Raw genomic sequence first — 22,758 nt, 5'->3', positions numbered from 1 at the left:
CAATCTATTAACTACTATGTATTAATTACTATGTATTAATTACTTTCTATTGATTATGCTTGATATTTTCCCTTTTACCAGTCCCAGTAGAAAACTGGACATGTAACTAAACGACATCCCAAAATCATCCCAAGCAAAAACCGCATCCGCCTTTATATTTTTAATCGACGAATACCATTCTGTCCAGGTCAGATTACCTTCTGATATAAGCTCTTTTGCAGCCCAAAAGTCATTGGTCAACCAAGCCCAGCGCTGCCCATCTTCCCAGTTTGTTACCGGCGGAAGTGACTTTCCTATTGCGTAAAAATACGCAATAGCAGGTAAATCAACCCCAGACGCCATGGCGCAGCCAGTGGTATTCACCGGTCGACCATTAATTTCAATTAATTTGTATTTATCCGTTTTAGGATCGAGTTTCCACTCCACGCCGGCAATACCATAATAATCCATGGCCTTTAACAGCTGTGTCGTTTGCTGGAAAACCTGATCGTTATGGCAGGATTCAGTCATAGTACAGTAACCAAAATCTACCGGGCACTGCCTGTATTTTTTTCGAATAAACCACGAATGAGGCTCACCACCTTCCGTATAAAAACCTATACACGTCACTAACCGTTCGTCACGACCACCAATCACCTCTTGGATCATGAACTCATGGCCTGGGACAAATATTTCTTTGGCCACTTCACGAAGATGAGTGGCGTCTTTAACCAAAACACCTTTTTTGCCTTTCACCTTAGATTTCGCGGCTTTTAACTTCCACTCAAACGACACATTCGGCTTAATAACATACGGATAGTTACTGATTTCACCCGCCAGCTTTTCAACTTCTTCCGGCGCTTGTGCGTAGTAAGTTTCCGGAATGGGAATTCCTAATGATTCTGCGGTTTCATATTGAAAACGCTTGTTATTAATTTTACTGACAGAATTCCAGTTAGGCGCGGGGATTAAATAGGATTTGGACAACTGTTGATGATATTTGCCGACAAAATATGAGCATTCATCCACCGCAGGAAGAAGCACTTTATCGCCCGGATATTTCTCCGCCACCTGCAAACAAAAAGACAGCAACGCCTCTTCTGAATCATGTAAAAACGGACAGAATTCCGTATGAGTGACATATTTAGACGAGAGGACCGCATCACGGCTACTAGTCGTAATTAAAACCACCGGCACACCTCGACGTCCCAATGATCGAACTATTGCCAAGGTACTTAAGTTGTACTGCTTAATTTTGGGGCTTCCTTCACCAACATGATTAATGACAAAGGCATAGGGTAAGCTCATTATGTTTTCCTTTTCTACAAATTCCACTTTCGCAATATTGAGGTACAACTTTCAACTACAAACAACAACAATATTTTTTACTTTAATAGACGCAAAATTAATTTTTGGTCGCGCACTCGCACACCAGAATGTACAGGCAACGTTAGGAGGCTTCGCGCAAATTGGCGAGCACCATCCACTCTATCGGCTATCTCCACTTTATCGGCAATGCCCGGAATATCGACCAATGCCCGTTCATAAAAAGGAGATACCCCAAGGCGGCTTGATAATAACGCCCCACGCATGGCGTCATTTTCCGGCGCAGATACCAACAGCGGATATCGTAACAAGCGCCCAGCGCGCGATGCTAACACCTTGGGTAACAACTTCACACCAGCACTGCCCGGCAACTGCGCGGAATACCAAAGCTCTACCGATCGGTCTTCGTTTACATACCCCAAAATGTTACTTCCAGCATGCCTCGCTTCCCCAGCCGAAATAGTCGATATATTTAACAGTGGATGGTGTTCGGTTGCACCCAGCTTTAAAAATGGCAGAAGATTTAGCCAATAGTACATACTGGGACGTAGAAGCGTATTAAAGATACGCGCTTTGCATTGATATGTAATTGAACTCGCCTTACCGCCCGAGTCCCTCAATAGACCCAAGCTGGATCGGAAACTGCTTTCCTCCCGCCAACGCTGAAGTAAAGCTTGCCACTGCTCTGCAACCAACAACAACCCACCTCCCATTAAATTTACGGGCTTCCCGCGACCAAAGGATGTGAGCACCATATCCGCCAATGTCGATCCAGCATCATCCAACAGCTCTTCAGGAAAGCTTTGCGCCCGATCTTCAATTAACAGAATACCGCGCGGCTCCGTTAGCGCCTGAATAGACTCAAGACGCTCCCGAAGACCCAGAAAATTGACGGCAACCACAGCGACAACTTGATTGCTCAACGCCTGCTCGAGAGCTTCTATGTTGTAACCAGGGTCTTCACTACCTATATCAACCAACACCGGCTTGACGCCCGCAAAAATAGCCGCGGCTACAAGGTCTGGACAACCGTAGGCCGGCAATATGACTTTCGGGGACTCTATTTCCGGACGCGCGCTACGCGCAATACTGCAGGCGACGGACAAGGCCGCGGTTCCACTGTTTAACCATAATGAGCTGAACCCGAAAAATTCTGGTAAATTTCGTTTAGCGGTACCCAAATCCAGGGCGCGGCCAACTGGGGGCAAACAACGCATCATCTCGCCGACGGCTTCCAGGTTGTCATACGCTTTCCTGCAAAAAACTTACAAGAGGCGTCAAACAGAGCCACATTAACTTGGACAAAAAAGTACACTAATTTGACGACTCCAAACCGGTGAAGCGACTCATTAAAATGACCCGCAATTGCCACGCCATAAAACGTTATCTGCCCCAGAAACGCTAACATATATATACCACCCGCATTCGCCACTAGCGCGCTCACCACAAACAACCCCAACAACACCCAAGGTACAGCCCAACGCATAAACTTGTGGCTCCATACCTGAAAAGAAAACAGCCCGAATTTACGCACATTCAATACATCGGAATGGCGCTTTAACGCTGTCATCCCACGGATTACCGTACGCACCTTGCGCGCATACTCCTTTGAGGGGTCTTTAAGGTCCTGATAGTAACCCAGAACATCTGGCGCTGTAATTGCCCTATAGCCAAGCCGAGCACAATTTAGCGCGGTATTGAAGTCGCTAGGGGAATGGATATCCCACTCAGAACACACCTCTTTCCTCGCAGCAAAAAACGAACCGCTAAGGCCAACCAAGCCCGCCAATTTGGACTCCTGCTGACGCAGCCACATTTCATACTTAACGTAAGCGCCCTCACCAGCGACGCTGCCATCCTGAGAGATAAACCGATCCTCACTGGATACACCACCCACCTCAGGATCAGCGAAATGCTGCACTAACTTATCCAATGCATCCTCAGGAATTTCTGTTGCTGTGTCCGAAAAAACCACAATTTCGCCAGACACCTCTTTAATAGCGGTAAGTTGAGCGTTTTCTTTCCCTAACCGCTCTTGGGCGCGCACCAGCACCACATTTTTGTCGGCATACTCGCGAACAATGTCATCTGTGTTATCGTCCGAGCAGTCAGAGGCGACAATAATTTCTAGCTCCCCGGCGTACTTAAGCTGCAGCGTATTTGTGAGCTTTTGACGAATACGCCCTTCCTCATTGAAAGCTGTAATAACCAACGAGATTTTGGGCCAATTGACCTCAGCTAAAGTATCGACATCTTTTACACCCGTATCTTTTACAAGAATCTTTAGTATCACGGGATACAAAAAGTAACTGTATATCGCTAGAATGGCGAGCAGCCAAAAGGCAAACAGCAACATCGTTCTATCACTCCTTTATGAATTGGTAGTAAATCCCCGTTTTAAACGCATTCTTTGAGCGTAAGAATTAAAATGATACAAAAACAGGATTCACAAAGATTGCGCATTGTACACATAATTTCTGGGGATCGCTGGGCTGGGGCTGAGGTACAAGCTTACACGCTACTCAAAGAAATGCATAAATCGCACGATGTACATGCAATCATTCTCAACGAGTATTTACTTGCGGAAAAACTCCGTATCGTTGGGGTCAAGGTCAGCATTCTCGATGAAAATACACTCTCTCCTTGGAGAATATTCACGGGTCTTTGCCAGCTGCTCAATGAATCAAAACCCGACGTAGTGCACACCCACCGCCAAAAAGAAAATATTTTAGGAAGTATCGCCAACAGGTTCACCGTACGATCTCGGTGTATTCGAACCATTCATGGCTCTCCGGAATTCCAGCACAGGGGGCTTAAATTACTACTACATAGGATTGATACCCTATGCGGGCAATGGCTGCAGGACAATGTTATCGCGGTCAGCGATGCACTAGGCAAACAACTACTACCCATCTACGGCTCAAAAAAAGTTGGGACTGTTTACAATGGAGTTCCCCATCAAGAGAGTTCTGGAATTCCCGACACTATCGATTTCAAATCGTCAGCGCAAAACAAAACCCACGTAGGCATCATTGGGCGGCTAGACCCTGTAAAACGAATCGACATGTTTTTAGAGATGGCCGCCTCACTACTTAAGTTACACAGCAACACAAACTGGCAATTTCATGTTTTCGGCGAGGGCAAACTAGAAGCCCAACTAAAACAGTCAGCAGCATCCCTTAACCTTCTTGAAAACTGCCAATTTCATGGCCATAGAACTGATATTATCTCCTGCATCGCGCACCTTGACGTTATAGTCATGTGCTCCGATCACGAAGGGCTTCCCATGACTGCCCTAGAGGCGCTTTCACTTGGAACAAAGTTTGTTTGCCATAGCGTTGGTGGCTTATCTGTTCTATTGGCTGAACAGCGCGACTACCTCGTTACTGACCACAATTCGGCCGGCTACGCTTCTGCTGTAGTCAAGGTACTACGCCCCACGACCGCAGCGCCCTACTTACCAACGGCTTATACAATTGAACGAACCTGCTTGGACACGCTGAAATATTACTATCACAACTAGCCTATAGAGCACCGCCGCCCCATGTGCAAGCCCCCAAATTCGCTCTCTACAATATTAATCCCGTATAGCCAAATATGTCGCCTTAGGTAGCAGCTATCCCTATAATGCCGCAGCACTGCGATACATAATCAAAAATCAGGTAGCGAGACCCACGGAGCTATATGTCCCAAGCAACAAAAATGGTAAAACACTCTACGATTTACGCTGTAGGCAATATTAGCCGCCAGCTGGTCGGGTTTATTATGCTTCCGGTCTACACCCGTTTTCTCTCGCCAGCAGACTACGGGGTAATTGGATTATTAGTGTTTTTGGTCAGCCTGGTTGAATTGTTATTTGGCGGGCATATGTTCAATGCCGTTCCAAAATACTACTATGAACAAAAGAGCGAACAAGCACGAAAGCGGCTAATATCTTCTGCTCTCATTATTACAGCGATTACAAGCGGAATAACTGTTTCTTGCGTAATGCTCCTAAGCACTCAAGCATCATCTCTTCTATTCGGCAGCACTGAATACTCCACTGCGCTGGCAATGTTCTCAATTGTTGTACTTACCAATGCATTAGAAAATTACGCGCTTATCTATATTCGAATACAGCAAAAGCCTTGGCTTTTTGTTGGCTTAAGCTTATCCAAGCTCGTACTTCAACTCTCACTGAACTTGTACTTCATCGTATACCTAAACTGGGGTGTACTTGGGGTCGCTGCGAGCGCTATGTGCTCGTCATTACTTTTTGCCACTTACCTTACGATTCGAACAGTTCGACAAACTGGCATAAGCTTCGAGAAAAAGATTTCTATTACCTTATTCAAGTTCTCACTTCCACTTTGGATTGGCGGTATCGCAGGTTTATACATCGGCTCCGCCAATAGATACTTTATCCGTATATTTAGCTCACTTGACGACGTCGGGCTTTTCGAGCTTGCGACAAAATTCAGCAGCATAATATTCTTACTCATATGGACACCCTTCCTTCAATACTGGCAGACTGAAAGGTTTAGAATATATAAACAAAAAAATGCAATCGCAACTTATCAGACCGTATTTAAGATCGCCACAGTAGCCCTTATTGTTCCAGCCATCGCTATCAGCTTGTTTTCCGACGTTGTCATTCACATAATGGCAGCGGAGGATTTTTATCCTTCCAGTAATGCCGCGCCGTTCTTGATTTTTTCCGTAGTGTTTTATTGCCTAACCATTTTTAATAACTTTAGCTTTCTCGTAAAAGAAAAAACTGGATGGATGAGTAAAAATAGCTACCTTACGGCCGCTATTGTCACAATCTTCTATTTTGCTTTAATACCAGAATATGGATTTGTAGGTGCAGCAATAGCCACCATGGCTGCGAATATAATTCAGTTTTTTATTGTTTTCTATGCGTCGAAAAAATTCTACGATATGGAACTACAGCTTTCGAACCTATTCTCACTGTCTCTTGTTGCCTGCTTGAGCCTTTCAGTCGCCTACTTATTTGACGCAGACAATCTATTGACAAACATATTATATCGATCGATTAACCTTTGCGTAGTAATGCTCGCTGTATTTTTAGTTATTCTGAGAGACTCCACACTAAGGAAAATACTGGTTAACCTAGCCGATGGCCTAAAAATGAAAATGAAGCACCGTGGTAAAAAGAGCATTAGCGATTCTGCATAAAGTACGAATTACTTAGCCTCACAAAGAATTTTTATAACCACTGAATTTAAAAATACTGACAGACTGCAATGAGTGCTGATCAATGAAAAATATACTCCACGTAATCGATACAACTGGGCCCGGCGGAGCCGAAACAGTTTTTTTACAACTTGCAGAAGCCACTTCAAAAAGTAGCTTTAACAGTATTGCACTTATACGAGGCCCAGGATGGGTGAAAGATCAACTGCATGAGATGGGCATCCACACAATCGTCCTCGATTGCAAAGGTTCTTTTAATCTTGCTTATTTAAGACAAGTTATCAGTGTAATAAGAAAACACGATATAGATTTAATTCAATCACACCTATTAGGCTCGAATGTATACTGCTCTATCGCTGGTCTTATAAAACGCATACCGGTAGTGGCCACATTTCATGGTGAGGTTGATATTTCACCGAAAGAAAGGTTCAAACTATTGAAGCTTGCAGCACTTCGCTTGGGAGCCAAAAAAATAGTTGCCGTAACTACGCGTATTGAAAACATCCTTTTGTCTATGCCCCTCTTAAGCGCCAGCCAAATCACCACCGTGCAGAATGGGATAGATCTTTCACAATATTCAAAAATAACTAAACCCAAGCTGCGAAGCACCTTAAAACTGTGCAGTAACACTATATTAATCGGCGCAGTTGGCAATATTCGGAAACCAAAGAACTACCCTCTCGCTATAGACGTTATACAGGCATTACACACGAAAAATTACCGGTGTCATTTAGCCGTTGCCGGGCAAGGGAATGACAATCAAATGATGCCACTACAAGAACAAGTGGAACGACTAGGGCTCCAGACGTACGTGCACTTCTTAGGCTTTACAAAAGATATTCGTGATTTTCTATCCAGCCTGGATCTGTTTTTAATGACCTCGTCCTCAGAAGGTCACCCTCTAGCATTGACACAGGCTATGGCTAACCAACTCCCAATTATCTCCACTCCCTCTGGAGTTGAGGAAATAGTGTCTAATAACGTCAGTGGCTGTATCTCAAGCTCACATAGCGCTGCAGACGTCGCAACGTGTATTATTGGGCTAATCGAGAATAAAGAAAAAGCACAATTCATTGGCAACAACGCCGCTGAGCAGGCCTTTGAAAGTTACAGTATTGAAAAGATGCTCAATCGCTACATTGAATATTATGTATAACGCTATTTAACGCTTAACCTGATGATGATATCGGCAGATATGACAACACCCGATTTTAGAAACAACAGTTTAGACTTAGTAAGATTACTTGCGGCTTTTCAAGTTGCAATGTTTCATTGCTTTCACTATATCCCCAACCTTGCATCAGAGTCGATTTTTTTTAGGCTAATACTACTTTTTCCAGGCGTACCCGTTTTCTTTTTTATAAGCGGGTACTTAATAAGTAAGTCCTACGAAAGCAAGCCGAACCTACGAGAATTTGGTAAAAATCGGGCGCTACGTATCTACCCCGCATTGATAGTATGTGTAGTAATAAACGTTGTCGCGATTGCCCTTACCGGCTATTTCCAGGCCGAGCAGGTACAAACACATGAATTATTACTTCTCATAGCCGCAAAATCCTCCTTTGTCCAGTTTTACAACCCCGATTTTATGCGTGCCTTTGGAGATGGCGTATTAAACGGTAGCCTTTGGACCATTTGTGTGGAGCTTCAGTTTTACTTAATAACGCCAATTGTCTATATACTGATGCGAAAATGGAATCTCCTATCGACACAAAATCTGCTACTACTTGCCCTACTATTTTTACTAGCGAACAGAGCTCTCGTATATACTGCTCCAGAATTTGGAGGCAGTACAACTTGGAAGCTATTCCGCGTAAGCTTTATTCCGTGGTTTTATATGTTCGTTATAGGCATTATTTTTCAAAGAGAATATGACCGCATTCACAGCTTACTGACACGAGTCCCTGCACTTCCATTAGTTGGTGCTTATATGGTATTCGCTTTTTATGCCAGTCAGAATGGTTTAGCGCTTGGAAATTACGTTTCTCCTGTTATATTTGCAGCACTTGCCATTGTCATATTTCGTGTGTCATACAGCCTACAACCGTTTACCAGAAAAGTCCTAAGAGGTAACGACATATCCTATGGCCTTTATATTTGGCATATGCCTGTAATAAACCATTTTCTATATACCAGTGAAACGACACATTACTGGTCTTCGTATTTGGCTCTGGCTATTTCGATTCTATTAGCAGCTCTGTCATGGAAACTGATAGAAAAGCCCGCCTTAAAGCTCAAGAAATTTCAAATATACTCCCACTGACAACATCATGATTACTAATAGAATCTTTACCCACATCGCAAATTATTACGGCAGTAAATCCGGTTTACTAAAATACATCAAAGCCACTCTTTTTGGGTATCTTGGTATTTTTGGTAACTATGGAATCGTTAACTCTAGGGTTAAGCGGTTAGTTTTCGTCTGTAAAGGGAACATTTGCCGCAGTGCATTAGCAGACATCTATTGTTCGCGACAAAATCAGATCCCCGTAGCTTCATTCGGTTTAACAACCCACAGTGGTAAGCCAGCAAATATTAGAGTTCGTGAAAAATCGGAAAAACTAGGGATTGATATGTCAGGACATATTACCACCTGCTACAACGATTTTGAGCATCAAACAGGTGATATGTACATTTGTTTTGAACCCGACCACTGCCGACAACTACAAGCACTGGGCATTAAAAACGACATTCTTTTATTAGGTACATTGCACAATAACAAAAAGTGGTACATTCACGACCCCTATAATGCAAACGACCATTACGTAGCGTATATTTCTACGTACATAGTTGAGGCATGCGACAGACTACTCTCTCTGGTTTCAGAACCGGAAAAGCCTGGATTTGGCACAAACCAATGATTCGAATATGATTTCAGAATTAAAAAAAGACATTAGCAAATACTATTGCGACTTAAAAGCCCAAGATTTTGCGTTTTGGATGGTATGCTTCTACCTCATATTTTCTTACGTACGACCTCAAGTCATTATCCCCGCAATTGGGTTTTTGCCGTGGACTCAAATTTCGATTTTGCTTGGTTTAAGCTTTTTACTTTCAAAAGGAAAAGCATCTTTTCAGTCTGTTCACTGGTCTACACTCATTTTTTTCTTGATCATACTCGCCTCGTCCTACAACGCTACTTGGCCAGAAATATCATTCAAGAAAATTGACACTGTTCCCATATGGCTAGTTGAAATCTTTTTTTTCACTAATTGTGTACGTACGCTAGAGCAATATCGTGTTGTTATAATATTTTTCTTCATACTACTTTTCAAAATGTCTCTTTTTGGAGCCAAAACGTGGACAATGCGCGGGTTCGGCTTTACAAAGTGGGGGATAGCAGGCCCGGACGGATTTTTTGCTAACTCAGGTGAATACTCTTTACTCATGGCCATGCTGGCTATTATGAGCATTAGCTTTATAGCGAGCCAACCAAACATCAGGAAATTCTACTATATATTGCCAATCACCGCCGTCATGACAGTTCTTGGCGCGAGCTCTCGTGGAAGCCAGCTCGCAATAGCGTTAGGCTTACTCTTATTTGGACTAATAGTCGGAAAACTAAAGGTAAAAAACCTTCTCGTCATTGGGGTAGTTATCTTCCTCGTAATGACCTATTTGCCTGAAGAACAAAAAAAGCGGTTTGATTCCATGGGTGAGGACGGCACCTCCGAGTCAAGATTACTCTATTGGGAAAAAGGATTGGACATGCTGGCCAATCATAAATTACAGGGAGTAGGCTACCTAAATTTCGCAGAGTACTTCCATGTCTACTATAAAGACCCTTCCGATTTCGACTCCGAGTACTTGTACAAAAGAAAAGAAGTAGCCCATAACAGTGTAATTGAAACTGCAAGTGAACTAGGTTACCCAGGAGGTATTACCTACCTTTGGTTTCATTTGTTATGCTATATTTTGCACCGGAAGTCCCGCAGAATTCTTGTGCAAAAACATCCACAAGGAAACAAGCATTGGGTCCACAAATTTTCTATTGGGATGGATATTACACTGATAACCTATTTTGTAGGTGCATTTTTTATGTCCGTTGCATTCTATCCTTATATATACCTAATGATGATGCTTAGCCAATCAATGTACAATTGCGTACGAAGAGAATGTAGTAATTTGGAACAACAACGACCTACCATATCAAATACAGGCTTAGCTTCATCAGTTCCGTAAAAAGCAATATCTTCCGTAATAAACACATTGAAAACCGTCGTCGTCACAATAACCGTGACCTTTCTATTTTGGCCAGGAAAATGCTCGAGAAACTACCACCCTACAGATTACTTCATACCTTGTTTGGTACGATTATGCTTGTTTGCCTTCTTGAGCTCGCGCTCGAATATAGGCACCATAAACTTAATTACGCAACACCAATTTTTGGGCAGGCTTCAACACCAACACCTGATACCAAGCCAACCAATCACAATTCACAGGGCAACTTGTACGGCCCAACAGCAGACTTTCCTTTTCGAAGTAAAGTCGTACCGATCGGCAAGCATAAGCCCTACCACCCCGTTATTTGGATTGCCTCGGCGTCCCATGCAGAGCATATCCGGCTGCCCGCAATTAAAGTGTTTCCCAATCGAATATGTGAGTTTATGGAGAGCCCAATAAACTGTATCGTATTCAATGGAAGCCGCGCCGGAATGAGCATTTCCGACAACATCAGGTTGCTTGAAGAATCATTAAGTGAGTACAAGCCCAGCATCGCTATCCTCTATCAAATGAGTCTAGCCATCGAGGAGCAACAACGCATACTTACCACACGCTCAAAATCTTCCAAATCAAATTCTTTTGCCAACCCACTCATCGATTTCAAACCGATCAGCAAGCTATTTCAGCGAACTTCTATTCATCAACACTTATCGGATTACGTTGGCGGAAACATTAAGTTACAAGCATCTTTAAAAGGCGAATTACCCGACGGTTCACGCAAGCAATATATGTCCGACATAAGGGAATTTGTAGCATTTTGTCAGAATAATAATATTGTGCCTATACTAACAACCTTTGCCACAAGCCATAGCATTGACAATCTATCAGAAATGCCTCGGTCATTGAAAACCAATTTTGTTCGGTACAACACCTATTTATCACCAGAAGGTTGGGTCAACTCCACTGCGGCACTAAATAAAAGCGTTCAAACGTACGCAGCCACCAACAGTATTTCCCTTATTGATATAAATGCGGTAATAGGGGGCCGGCCAGAATATTTTGTAGACTTTGTCCACTTCAATGAGACTGGTCACAAGATAATAGCGGAAACCATTTCGCATAGTCTAACAACGGACCCTGAATTGGCAAAACCTCATGACATTTAACTCCATAAGCTTCGCAATTTTCCTGCCGATCCTTCTTGTATTGTATTACGCAGTATATAGGCGCCAACCACTACGAGACATTTTGTTATTGGCCGCTAGCTATATTTTTTATATGTGCTGGTATTGGCAGTATGCGGGCCTAATCGTTCTATCCACTATAGTTGACTACGCTCTAGGGGTCAAAATGGATAAAGAACGAAGCAAACGTAAAAAACGATTGTATCTAATATTGAGTTTGACGGTAAACTTGGGTCTACTCGCGATATTCAAATACTATAATTTCTTTGCGGACTCTGCTTTCAGCGCACTTGGATTATTTGGGGTAGAAATACCGCACACATATTCTTCGCTACTTTTACCTGTTGGAATTTCTTTTTATACCTTTCAAACTCTCAGCTACTCCATAGATGTGTACCGAGGCGATATCCCTCACGAACGCTCACTGATTAAATTTTCCGTATTCGTTTCGTTTTTCCCCCAACTTGTAGCCGGTCCTATTGTTAGAGCTCGGGATTTTCTACCGCAAATAAACAGGCCTACTCACCTCAAAGCAAGCGATGTCGAACGCGGCACGATGTTGATTTTTATAGGTCTTTTTAAGAAAATTATTATAGCCGATTTACTTGCATTCTTAATCGTGGACGAAGTTTTTTCTGCTCCGGGCAACTACTCCTCAACCGACCTTCTCATATCACTTTACGCCTACGCATTCCAAATTTATTGTGATTTCTCCGGCTACTCCGATATAGCTATTGGCATCGCTCTTTTGTTAGGCTTCCGCCTTCCAACCAACTTTAACAGACCATATCTTTCTCAAAATCCATCCGAATTTTGGCGCAGATGGCATATCTCACTGTCACAATGGCTTAGAGATTATTTGTATATATCTTTAGGTGGAAATCGAGGAGGACGGTGGTTCACGACAAGGAATTTGCTAATTACCATGCTGCTTGGAGGCCTATGGCATGGTGCAGCATGGAACTTCATTCTATGGGGAGCTTATCACGGCCTAATTCTAGTACTTTTTAGAAACATGATTACCGAAAAGAAGTTCGGCTTTAAAATGGTGACAAAAATAGTATTTAATTTCCATTTAATTCTATTTAGTTGGCTTATTTTCAGAGTCTCAAATATGGAAGTTTTTCTTGAATATATTGGTGGTTTATTCGCTTTGAATTTCAAGTCAAACACCAATAGCATAGTATTTTTCATTCTTGCAATTGCTGCGCTCAGCCATTTCATTCCGACGTCAACATCAAACAAAATGAAAGAATTTTTTTGCTCTAGCTTAAACGGTTTTGTACGGGCAGGACTGTACGCGGGATTACTACTTCTCTTTATTGGTTCAAGTATCGGGGAGCCAACGTTTATTTATTTTCAGTTCTAGGAGTATTCACTAACATCCAAAAATTTATCGGGCGCGCCTTCCATTAATGACGAAGGACAGCGCTCTCCCACTTAGATAGAGCAGAACAACATACATATTTTTAAGTCGCAACAAGCCGCCCAAATTTTTGAATTTATAACTGGATATCCCAAAGCTTAAAAGAATCAGCATCATAAGCGTAGAAAAAGATACCAAAACAGAGGCGGTAAGCAGACCGTAAAAGAAAAGTAAAAAAAGCGCAGAAAATATTAAACTAGCAAAATTGACGGGAGAAAAAAATAAGTCTCTTAGTGATTTTACTCCACCGTGCCACGCCTCTCTCAGCACAAATTGTTTGACGCTCCGCGGAAAACCATGATGAAGCGCTCGAAAATTTTTATTTGGCACAATCTTACCGCCTCTATCCGTAATTCTCTCACAAATATCAGAATCTTCCCCAGTTGTCAAACTTGCGTTAAAGCCCTCAACTTTATGAAATAATTTTGCAGGCATAATCATATGTGCTGACCCGATATAATTAGTACTGGGCTTTTCAAAAAGCAGTGAAAACCATGCATCATGGAACACCCCCTCGGTTCCGTCAGACAGGCAGCGATACCCGGTAAGCACATTACTACTGACTAGCTCGTCATACTCTTTGTATAGCACACCACCCCAGTCATCTCCTAAAGTAATATCAGCATCAATAAAAACAAGTAGTTTTCCCGATGAGAGTTTAACCCCTTCGTTTCTAAGCCCTGCTATGCTCGATGCACTAGACTTCAAGACTTTAGCCCCGAGCTCTTGTGCGATTATTGATGTCCTGTCAGTACTCATATTATCCACTAGGATAATTTCAAACTCAAAATAGCTTGCCAGAGCTGCTTTTATTCCATCAACGGTGTTACCGATGACAGTCTCTTCGTTAAAGGCTGGGATTACTACGCTAACCTTTAGCCCACTATCCTCTTCACATACCACTAGCCGTATTCCCCGCTATTTAATTTTCTGCTGCACGTCTACGTTATTTTTAAATACCGGCTTTTCTGAATATGGGTTACCAATGCGAGAATTCCCCCACCCATCTATTGCTGATGGCTTTTCATTTGTAATAATTATATTGTCAACGTACATATGCTGATCCTTTGGCGCACCGTTATTCCAATAAGTGAATAAATAGAAACTAACGACCTCATCGGTTGCAGCCCCGAGCGTCATGATTTCAGTTTGCTCAACAATTAGCGCTCCGTTCAACCAAGACTTGACGACACTTGCTCCACCATTTTTCACAGGAACTTCGTCCAATTTCATATATATTTCATACCGAAACCATTCCCCTTGTGGAATAGGCTGGGCACCTTGACTACCATACTCGAGAACATAGCTAAGCCCTTCCTTGAGAAGCGCAAACGTCCCTGAATTCCTCGATGGCATAACGATAAGGTTATCGAGATACCCTGTATGGGTACCATCCGATTTCTTATTACGAAATCTAATGAATTTTAGGTAACCATTATTAGTCGAGTAATCAAAACCCTCAGGGAAAAACACATCCATTCCTACCCACAGCTCTTCACCCTTATGAAGCGCAGTGGGGAAATCAATTACCCCGCCCCAGCGACCGAAAGCAGTTTCTCCGGCCTGAATTTGTAACTTAGCCGCAAACTGCCCCTCTCGAACGTTTGCGGTCGACAGAATCGAATCACCCGCGCTCGAATCAAATGCGGTAGCGCCCTCCGCCTTAGTTCCCTCAGTACCTACATTAAAATCCTTTACTATTTCCCATGCACTCACACCAAAAGAGCAAGACAAAAGGAAAATCATTATAAGAACTGAAAACAACTGCTTATTGCCAATATTCATATACACCACACCAATATACCGAAAAATTGAGTTTTCAAAATAGGGAGAACAAGTCTGAGTTATATTTTAGCTGAGGCAAACGCATTTATCGATCAATATTTGTGCAGAATCGAGAACCACTTGGCACATTCACTCGTCAAAAATCACAATACGTCATCACCGCTTACCACACAAAAAATCAATCCATCTTTGCTAAAAAAAGCGATATATTAATCCGACATTTCCTAGCTATTGGCTATAGCGGTCGCCTAACGCACTAAGGAGGTTTTGTCGATGATGCTCAACGGTATAAGCGCTTGCTATTCGGTCACGGGCAAATTCTGACATATCTTGATACAGGGCCGCGTCCTTCCAAAGTAATTCAATATGTTCCGCCAATTTTGGAGCATCACCCGGCTCGAAAAATAGGCCGCTTTTGCCCTCACAAATCACTTCTTTTAGACCTTGCAACTTCGACACAACAATCGGTAACCCGCAAGATGCCATTTCCAAGCTTGACATCGGAAATGAATCCCAGCCAGTAGAAGCAATAACTCCAATATCACAACCAGGAATAATCTTATCTAAATCAGTTCTATAGCCCGCAAAAATCACACTATTCGCGGCTGGTGAGTCTTCCATCATTTCAATAAAAGGGAGCTCTTCTCCAGCTCGATTCCCACAGATCAGAAATTTTACTTTTCCTGCGCAGCGTTTCTCTTGGAGTTTCATAGCAGCCTGGATAATAACGTGCACACCTTTACGCTTCTCCATATGGCCTGAATAGAAAACGATAAAATCATCACTATGAAGCCCAAATTGATCTCGGACGTATCCTTTACTCTCCACAGACGGCCTAAATTTGTCGACATCTACTCCAGTATGCACAACTCGGGTGTTTGATCTGGCAATTCCGCGCCCATGTATCGCGTAATACCGCATGGCTTCAGATTCAAAAATGAACATATCAGGCTTGTTACGTGAAAGTAGCACTTCGACTTTTTTCATTAGTAGTCTGACGCCCCTATTTTCCCCACTTATCCCCGCCCCCCAATACGACACCACATTCTTAATCCCGCCTTCCCTTAATAGATCGCACACAGGCGATCGAACCTGTAGGTCGAAACAGAATGCTAAACTAATATTTGACGACTTTATATACTCCAATCTTTCCCTGTAGTAATCCCCATGACATTTATCCCGGTCTATATCAAATACATTTGAAAAATTAGTCGGCAATGTATCTGGCATTCCCATATCTAGATTTTTAAATGCAAAGTGAATTTTTTCCTTCCGCCCAACTAAATCCATTGCCACCTGAAAGAACAATCTTTCTAATGGCGCCATTGCATACCCCGCATTTGAAGGGGTATGGAATATTACTAAAATTCCGCTCATTCTATTCCCACTTATTGCTTATTCGATGCAATCATTGAAATATCATTTGTCACTTTTCTCAAAAAAAGTGACATTAGGATATGGTTCCTTTAATGAATATTCGTACACCGCCCTACATTTAAAGTACGAATTTGGATAAAACGACACCTTCTTTCCCATAAGCGCTGAGGCGATGCAAATATGTAGTCGATCGGTACGAATCTCATCAAAACGATTCACATATTTCATTAGCCTAGAGGTAGTGTAATCAGTAATCGCGTCATTCCTAGTCCCATACTCATACTTCACGGATAGATCGGCATTCCCAGCGGGAACCTCACTTAACGCTCGCTCAACGTCTTCCCTAAAAAAGTTGCCAACTTTACTGCCTAGAAGAGCCCCCCTGAATTCAAATAATGTATTATCAAACATCATTTTTGGACGAGGAAGCTTCAAAAATTCTTGTTTGTTACCAGTAGTTTTATACAATAATTTCTTTGCAATTATCGATAATATACTGGGACTCTTCATATCAAGAAAATCTTTTGGCTCAATATTAAATGCTAAATCATGATCTATATAGACTTTAGCATTTATTGCATTCTCTTTTAAAAACTTAAAGGTGACCAATTCTCTAGCGAACAACACTGCATTACTGCCCAGCTCAGCCAAAAGATCCTCATTGTCCTTTACCGTATGAGGCAATAAAATTATTGTTTTGGCTTGCATGTGAAATTTCCTAAAAAACTCCCTTGCTTCTGGGTAGATGCCAACCAAGTTTCCACCACCCGCATAGAGCACAATCTTATCCGTTGCATCGAAGCTCTCTAGGTCAATAATTTCGACATCTAACTCCAATTTTCGAAATAGAATAAAGGCACCAGCTGCAATTAAGGCATCACCTGCGTTACCGGGGTTTGCCCTATAGTATATTTTTTCGCCTTCCGGCAATTGGCTAAGGTACTCTACAACAGATAAATTTTTCATTCCTAATCCCATAGTGGCAAGTTCACCGCCACTCACCTGCAAATCAAATTTTTATGCATCACCAACGACGATGCCCCCACAAATTTTTCACCGTAGTCGATTTTAACTTGCCGACTTGCATGTAGCCGTCGGGCAAGAATCAGGCACTTAATAAACCGTACGCGCTCTACATGCTTTGCGACTCGGTCAACCTAAATGCAAGCTAAAACAACGCAACCTCAAAACTGAGAAACACTCTTGCTATACACACAGCAATCCGAATTCAACTATCAATATGCTCAACAAAACGCAACTAACATCTAGAGAAAGCGGATTCAATTGAAGCAGCTGAAATATTTGGCGGTATAATAGCATTTTGCCCAGTAGTTAACAGCAATTCGGGTCAGGCAACAAGCCTCATATATTTGCGTCTCACATGGTAATATGTACTCTAGTCTCTCAACGCACATTACGACCAAGCGGTACGCATGAACAACAACTCTCCGACAAAAATATTGATACTTGATGCCTGCCAACGCAGTGCTCTCGCCGCAACCAGATCGCTAGGAGCCTTCGCTCATCTATACGTTGTAACAAGCGACACAGTTGAACATACGCTCGCCGGAAGCTCTCGCTTTAGCGAGCAACATTTCACCTACCCAGACCCTGTAAAAAAACCTGACGATTTCGTCCGATCGGTAGCTCGTTTTTGCTGCTCCGAAGGAATATCCTTTATTCAGCCTATGACCGAGATTACTAGTCAGCTAATCGCAATAAATCACAAGCAATTTGGTAGCACGATCATCCCCTTTAGCGGTATCGAAATTATTCGGTCAATTGCAAACAAAACATCGCTTATGTTACTCGCAAACTCACTGAGTATCCCTATTCCCTCTACTCAATATTATGCCTCATTGAAGGAGTGGGACTATAACAAAGAAACTGATTTCCCCATTGTGGTTAAACCATCATTATCGCGTTTTGAGCACAATGGCGAATGGATTACCACCACCGTTAGGATAGTAAAATCTGCCCAGGAATTAAGTTCCATTATCTCAAAGGATAACTACCTCAAGTACACTTCATTCATGGTACAAGAGTACATACCGGGACATGGTGCCGGTATTTTTGCGCTGTACCGGAACGGTAGGCGAAAAGCACATTTTGCTCACCGGCGTATTCGAGAAAAGCCGCCCTCTGGGGGCGTAAGCGTGCTTAGCGAAAGCGTTGCAGCCAGTCCAACACTAATTAGTTATGCCGATGCTATGCTTGAAAAGGTACGCTGGAGCGGAGTTGCCATGGTCGAATTTAGAATATCCGACGAGGGTACCCCTTATCTAATGGAAATTAATACGCGGTTTTGGGGGTCGCTCCAACTTGCTATTGACTCAGGTGTAGACTTTCCCCTATTAACCTACCAAGCCTTTACTGGCTCGACGAATACCTCGGGCGAATACAGAGTTGGTCTAAAATTGCGCTGGCTTCTAGGAGATTTTGACAGCCTTTACTTATATTTACGTGATGCGCGCTACACAAAAATGCAGAAGTTTCAAAGGCTTGCCGTATTCTTTACCCCTTCGTTTAACTGCAAAAATGAAATCTTCAGGCTGCGCGACATACAACCTGCTTGGCATGAGCTAGGTAATTATATAAAGAATATTTTTGTCAAATGAACTACCTCAAACAAGTCGTAAAGCAATTACTTACGGTCCTTAAAGGCACTTTACTTTTTAGGTATAACATAAGAAAACACGACCACCTGTGGGTAATTATGTATCACCGCGTATTACCCAAAAACTCTCCCGCCTATGCTCGGGAGGAACCCGGAATGGTCGTATGTCCTGAAGCACTAGAACAACACCTTGAGCTCTTTAAGAAGCACTTCGAGATTGTGGATATTGATAGCCTCTCCGATCTACAGCCAAACTCAAATACTGGAAAACCCCGGCTCATCGTAACCTTCGACGATGGTTGGGCGGATAACTTTCAATACGCCTTCCCTTTGCTAAAAAAACATAACGTACCCGCATGCATCTACCTTGTTACGGATATGATTGGTACAAATAGAGCTTTTTGGCCAAACATTATATCTAAGTGTGTTCACAATGGATGGACGAACCAATTAGTCGGTGCCTTCGATATTCGCCCCCAAACAAATACCAAGATTCCAACGAGAGAGCATGCTGCTCACCTGATTCAACAAATTAAAACTCTACCAGACACCGAAATCTGGTCAATTTTGTCTGCGAATGGTTGGGATACGGCGGCTGACGATGATGATCGCTTACTGAACTGGGATGAGGTTGACGCAATGCATAGCTCCAAGCTAATCACGTTTGGAAGTCACACCTGCAACCATTTTCGGCTTACATCAGGCCTCCCTGAAAACGTTGTTGTTCACGAACTAACCGAAAGCGCTAGTATTCTCGAAAAGAGATTTGGCGCCCCATGCTTACATTTTTGTTATCCCAATGGCGACTCCAGCCACATAGCGGAAAAAGGCGTAGAAAACATCTATAGAACGGCCGTAACGACCGAGAAAGGCATTAACTCACCAGCAAGCAATAACTTGCGATTAAAACGTATTGGGGTATTTGACGATGCAACCAAAACACCACTGCATCTTCGGGCTAGGTTAAATGGCTAGGTGATCACTTGAAATTTGCATTGATGAGCATGCTACACTTGGTATATAACATGCAGGTAATTAAGCATCTAGCACCAAATAGCGAAACATATACTATAGCAATATGGGATGCAGATAATTCAGTCATGGGATACGAATTCAAGTATGAACACCGGGAAGCTCGTTGAAAAACTCGCAGATATAGCGTCGCTTGAAAAGCTAGCCTCTATCGTGCTGGGTCAAGCTGTTACAATTTTTACGCTACACCGCGCGAAGGTGGCCTCTCACCCTCACGCCGGTACAAACCCGGAATTTCTTGACACAACGCTTAGAAAGCTTCATTCAAGCGGTTACTCATTCGTATCTCTTGAGGAGGTTGTTAACGCAGGTATAAAAGGCCGCCCCCTTCCCGAAAAAGCCGCTTGCTTTACTCTAGACGATGGCTATGCCGACCAAGCCGATATTCTGATGCCTATCTTTATTGAGCATAATGCCAAACCGACCTTTTTTGTAATTACAGACATGCTCGACGGAAAATCATGGCCCTGGGACGAAAAAATAACCTATGTGCTGGAGACTACAACTAAATCCAAAATAGCCAATCCTTTTAGCCACTTAGACAAGAGTCAAGCGACACTGCTCGTAGATACCAAAGCCAAAAAGACCATTGCCCGCCGATACTTACAAACAACAGCAAAAGAAATTTCAAAGGATCAGGTTACTGCACTTTTAGAAGAGTTGTCACAAAGCTGCGCCGTCACTATTCCTGAAATTCCTCCAACACCCTATCAACCAATGACATGGGCCCGCGCTCGGGAACTCGAATCTCAAGGTGCATTTTTTGCCCCTCACTCTTGTGATCACAGTATATTTAGCAAGCTATCGGCTGAAGAAGCGGAATCACAAATACTCCAATCTTGGCAGCGGCTTAAGAGCGAATTAAAAAGCCCCGTAAAAATTTTTTGCTACCCCACTGGTCGCCTACAAGACTTTACTATGGAGCACATGCTGTTTCTGGAAAAACAAGGGTTTTTAGGCGCTGTTAGCTTTGTTTCAAAACCCTGTAATATCAGAAAAATTTCTGCAGAGCGTTTTAAATTACCCCGTATCGCTTTGCCGAACACTCTATCGGCAGTTAAGCGATACGCAAGCTGGATAGAAAAAATCAGATGAATATTTCGCGCCGAACTTCACCCGAATAAACTTTACCATATCAATTTAAAGCTGGTCCAACGTCGCCCCAAATAAACTCAATCCAAATCACTTCTCGCTAGTACTCACCACTCCACTGAATTGACTCACTACGCCAACTATTGAGCTTTCTTTTAAGAGTTGGATCCCATCCCCACAGAATTCACTACTCGAGCCACAATATGAATAAATTACAAGCAGCTCGGCAGAGCGCTCTCGTAAAAAACTAGTCGGTAACTGCAGTAATTTAGCACTTAGTTCCGACGCAGCAAACCAAGGCCCAACTTTATAGCTCCAAATTACGACAAAGACTCCCTCCTCAGTTTGGACTTTAGCCGCATTAATAGGAATACTATATAAATCATTGGGGACAGGTATAATTTCCATTCGGTATTTACCGGCTATTTCGTTGCTGTAGTATATTAGCTCCTTTCCCTGCTCTTGGTTCAAATACACATATCGGCTAACATAAGTTTTTTCTGTATGTGGCAGCTGCCAGTGCTGCTCAAAATCAAATCCCGAGAAATTTGGCTTCCATGGAACGGTTTCCACTTCCTGCAGATTTGAATAGATATTGTAATTTTTATTTTTATCTTTCTGGCCAACAATATCTGGTGCGACAATATGAGTTGTCCACCAATAGACACCGCTCATAAGTAATAGCAAAACCCAAAAAATGGGTTTATATGTTGGCTTTATCGTTATCGCACTCTCCTCAGGTGCGTAACCGCCCTGCTCAGATACTTCAACACGCCGATACAGTAAAAAGAACATCAAGAGCACAACTGCAAACATCATCCAGCCAAACGAGCCGTGATCCTCGACTAAACTACTTTGCATCTTGGAATAGTATCCAATGACTACAAGCGAAAAAACCCTAACCCAGTTCGTTGCGATACCGAGTATCAGCAGTACACCTATGCAATATACAACACTCGATGGACGCCGGAGGTATAGATAACTATACAATGAGCCTACGGTTAGGCTCACTAAAAACAAATTTAACCCAGCGCAACCATCCGCGATAACTAGGTCACCGTAAGGTAAGGAAACTCTATTCCCATCAATGAAAGCCGCTATACCTGCCCACTCAACAGCCTTTGTAACAACCGTAACCGTCATATCTTGAAGGGGGCTGATGGCCACATCCCACAGGGGGATAGCCAGTAAAACAATGAGAAAAGGTGCAAGCAGCTTTAATGCAAAGCGGTAACCGCCCAAGGTCCAACAATAGCACCAACCTAACGCAACAACTGCCAGCTGCTCCAGTAAGCGTACCTGTATCACCCTACCCGCATACCACGCAAACAACATGCCTAGAAAACATACTAGCGCTAGACCCACCGAGCGATCGGGCACCAGGCTTTCCTGCGCTATCGTCGCCCGCGTGACCCAAAACAAAAATAACCCAACAATCAAATAGCCGTGGGAATAGGCTTGATCCCACTGTATCCAAGTACGGTGTAAAACCGCTAGTGTGTCACCGAAAAATAGCAGCAACAACAAGGGAAGTATGAAGATCGGCCACAAAGACTTTACTTTTTTCAATAACACAAATT

The 22,758-nt window shown here is 42.9% G+C and carries 19 protein-coding genes; 11 read left to right on the top strand and 8 right to left on the bottom strand.

Going from position 1 to position 22,758, the window contains the following annotated elements:
- Positions 1 to 39: 39 nt before the first annotated feature.
- From H5336_RS12285 to H5336_RS12275, 3 genes are read right to left on the bottom strand one after another with little or no spacing between them, the layout of a single operon-like run.
- A complete protein-coding gene (locus H5336_RS12285) occupies positions 40 to 1,314 on the bottom strand; it encodes a carboxylate--amine ligase (RefSeq protein ID WP_185234558.1) in 1,275 nt (424 codons plus the stop codon).
- A 50-nt stretch (positions 1,315 to 1,364) separates the two neighbouring features.
- On the bottom strand, positions 1,365 to 2,522 hold the full coding sequence (locus H5336_RS12280) for a DegT/DnrJ/EryC1/StrS family aminotransferase (protein WP_281385692.1): 1,158 nt from the start codon (positions 2,520 to 2,522) through the stop codon (positions 1,365 to 1,367).
- A complete protein-coding gene (locus H5336_RS12275; protein WP_185234554.1) occupies positions 2,522 to 3,661 on the bottom strand; it encodes a glycosyltransferase family 2 protein in 1,140 nt (379 codons plus the stop codon). The genes H5336_RS12280 and H5336_RS12275 overlap by 1 nt, the downstream gene beginning before the upstream one ends.
- A gap of 72 nt (positions 3,662 to 3,733) precedes the next feature.
- Here H5336_RS12275 and H5336_RS12270 point away from each other — a divergent pair, with 72 nt between their 5' ends.
- From H5336_RS12270 to H5336_RS12235, 8 genes are all read left to right on the top strand, one after another.
- A complete protein-coding gene (locus tag H5336_RS12270) occupies positions 3,734 to 4,828 on the top strand; it encodes a glycosyltransferase (RefSeq protein ID WP_185234552.1) in 1,095 nt (364 codons plus the stop codon).
- A gap of 161 nt (positions 4,829 to 4,989) precedes the next feature.
- Positions 4,990 to 6,483, top strand: a complete 1,494-nt coding sequence (locus tag H5336_RS12265; RefSeq protein WP_221628051.1) for a lipopolysaccharide biosynthesis protein — start codon at positions 4,990 to 4,992, stop codon at positions 6,481 to 6,483.
- Positions 6,484 to 6,565: 82 nt separating this feature from the next.
- Positions 6,566 to 7,657: a glycosyltransferase family 4 protein gene (locus tag H5336_RS12260; RefSeq protein ID WP_185234548.1), complete on the top strand. Its 1,092-nt coding sequence runs from the start codon at positions 6,566 to 6,568 to the stop codon at positions 7,655 to 7,657.
- A gap of 21 nt (positions 7,658 to 7,678) precedes the next feature.
- The gene (locus H5336_RS12255) at positions 7,679 to 8,764 is read left to right on the top strand and encodes an acyltransferase family protein (RefSeq protein ID WP_185234546.1); all 1,086 of its coding nucleotides are present in this window, start codon (positions 7,679 to 7,681) and stop codon (positions 8,762 to 8,764) included.
- Between the two features lie 7 nt (positions 8,765 to 8,771).
- Positions 8,772 to 9,362, top strand: a complete 591-nt coding sequence (locus H5336_RS12250) for an arsenate reductase/protein-tyrosine-phosphatase family protein (protein ID WP_185234544.1) — start codon at positions 8,772 to 8,774, stop codon at positions 9,360 to 9,362.
- 7 nt (positions 9,363 to 9,369) lie between these two features.
- Complete coding sequence (locus H5336_RS12245) at positions 9,370 to 10,683, top strand: O-antigen ligase family protein (protein WP_185234542.1); 1,314 nt, start codon at positions 9,370 to 9,372, stop codon at positions 10,681 to 10,683.
- Positions 10,684 to 10,817: 134 nt separating this feature from the next.
- Positions 10,818 to 11,831, top strand: a complete 1,014-nt coding sequence (locus H5336_RS12240; RefSeq protein WP_221628050.1) for an SGNH/GDSL hydrolase family protein — start codon at positions 10,818 to 10,820, stop codon at positions 11,829 to 11,831.
- 184 nt (positions 11,832 to 12,015) lie between these two features.
- Positions 12,016 to 13,218 carry an MBOAT family O-acyltransferase gene (locus tag H5336_RS12235; protein ID WP_185234539.1) on the top strand — a complete coding sequence of 401 codons (1,203 nt, stop codon included), beginning with the start codon at positions 12,016 to 12,018 and terminating at the stop codon, positions 13,216 to 13,218.
- A 24-nt stretch (positions 13,219 to 13,242) separates the two neighbouring features.
- Here H5336_RS12235 and H5336_RS12230 read toward each other — a convergent pair whose 3' ends face one another.
- The 4 genes from H5336_RS12230 to H5336_RS12215 form a co-directional block, all read right to left on the bottom strand.
- Complete coding sequence (locus H5336_RS12230) at positions 13,243 to 14,178, bottom strand: glycosyltransferase family 2 protein (RefSeq protein WP_185234537.1); 936 nt, start codon at positions 14,176 to 14,178, stop codon at positions 13,243 to 13,245.
- Between the two features lie 15 nt (positions 14,179 to 14,193).
- Positions 14,194 to 15,060, bottom strand: coding sequence for a hypothetical protein (locus H5336_RS12225; protein WP_185234534.1), 867 nt, complete (start codon positions 15,058 to 15,060; stop codon positions 14,194 to 14,196).
- Positions 15,061 to 15,288: 228 nt separating this feature from the next.
- Positions 15,289 to 16,437, bottom strand: coding sequence for a glycosyltransferase family 4 protein (locus tag H5336_RS12220; protein ID WP_185234532.1), 1,149 nt, complete (start codon positions 16,435 to 16,437; stop codon positions 15,289 to 15,291).
- A 42-nt stretch (positions 16,438 to 16,479) separates the two neighbouring features.
- Positions 16,480 to 17,403 carry a polysaccharide pyruvyl transferase family protein gene (locus H5336_RS12215; RefSeq protein WP_185234530.1) on the bottom strand — a complete coding sequence of 308 codons (924 nt, stop codon included), beginning with the start codon at positions 17,401 to 17,403 and terminating at the stop codon, positions 16,480 to 16,482.
- Between the two features lie 467 nt (positions 17,404 to 17,870).
- Here H5336_RS12215 and H5336_RS12210 point away from each other — a divergent pair, with 467 nt between their 5' ends.
- The 3 genes from H5336_RS12210 to H5336_RS12200 all read left to right on the top strand — a co-directional run bounded on the left by H5336_RS12210 (position 17,871) and on the right by H5336_RS12200 (position 21,181).
- Entirely contained in the window at positions 17,871 to 19,055 is a 1,185-nt protein-coding gene (locus H5336_RS12210) for a carboxylate--amine ligase (RefSeq protein ID WP_185234528.1), read from the top strand.
- The gene (locus tag H5336_RS12205) at positions 19,052 to 20,029 is read left to right on the top strand and encodes a polysaccharide deacetylase family protein (RefSeq protein ID WP_185234526.1); all 978 of its coding nucleotides are present in this window, start codon (positions 19,052 to 19,054) and stop codon (positions 20,027 to 20,029) included. Before H5336_RS12210 ends, H5336_RS12205 begins: the two co-directional genes overlap by 4 nt.
- Before the next feature lie 108 nt (positions 20,030 to 20,137).
- Positions 20,138 to 21,181, top strand: a complete 1,044-nt coding sequence (locus H5336_RS12200; protein WP_185234524.1) for a polysaccharide deacetylase family protein — start codon at positions 20,138 to 20,140, stop codon at positions 21,179 to 21,181.
- An 87-nt stretch (positions 21,182 to 21,268) separates the two neighbouring features.
- Here H5336_RS12200 and xrt read toward each other — a convergent pair whose 3' ends face one another.
- Positions 21,269 to 22,747, bottom strand: coding sequence for an exosortase (xrt, locus tag H5336_RS12195; protein WP_185234522.1), 1,479 nt, complete (start codon positions 22,745 to 22,747; stop codon positions 21,269 to 21,271).
- Positions 22,748 to 22,758 lie beyond the last annotated feature (11 nt).

It is taken from the genome of Teredinibacter franksiae (assembly GCF_014218805.1).
In the GTDB taxonomy this organism is placed as follows: domain Bacteria; phylum Pseudomonadota; class Gammaproteobacteria; order Pseudomonadales; family Cellvibrionaceae; genus Teredinibacter; species Teredinibacter franksiae.
The sequence above is the reverse complement of the archived record's forward strand: the minus strand, read 5'-3'. Positions and strand labels throughout refer to the sequence as shown.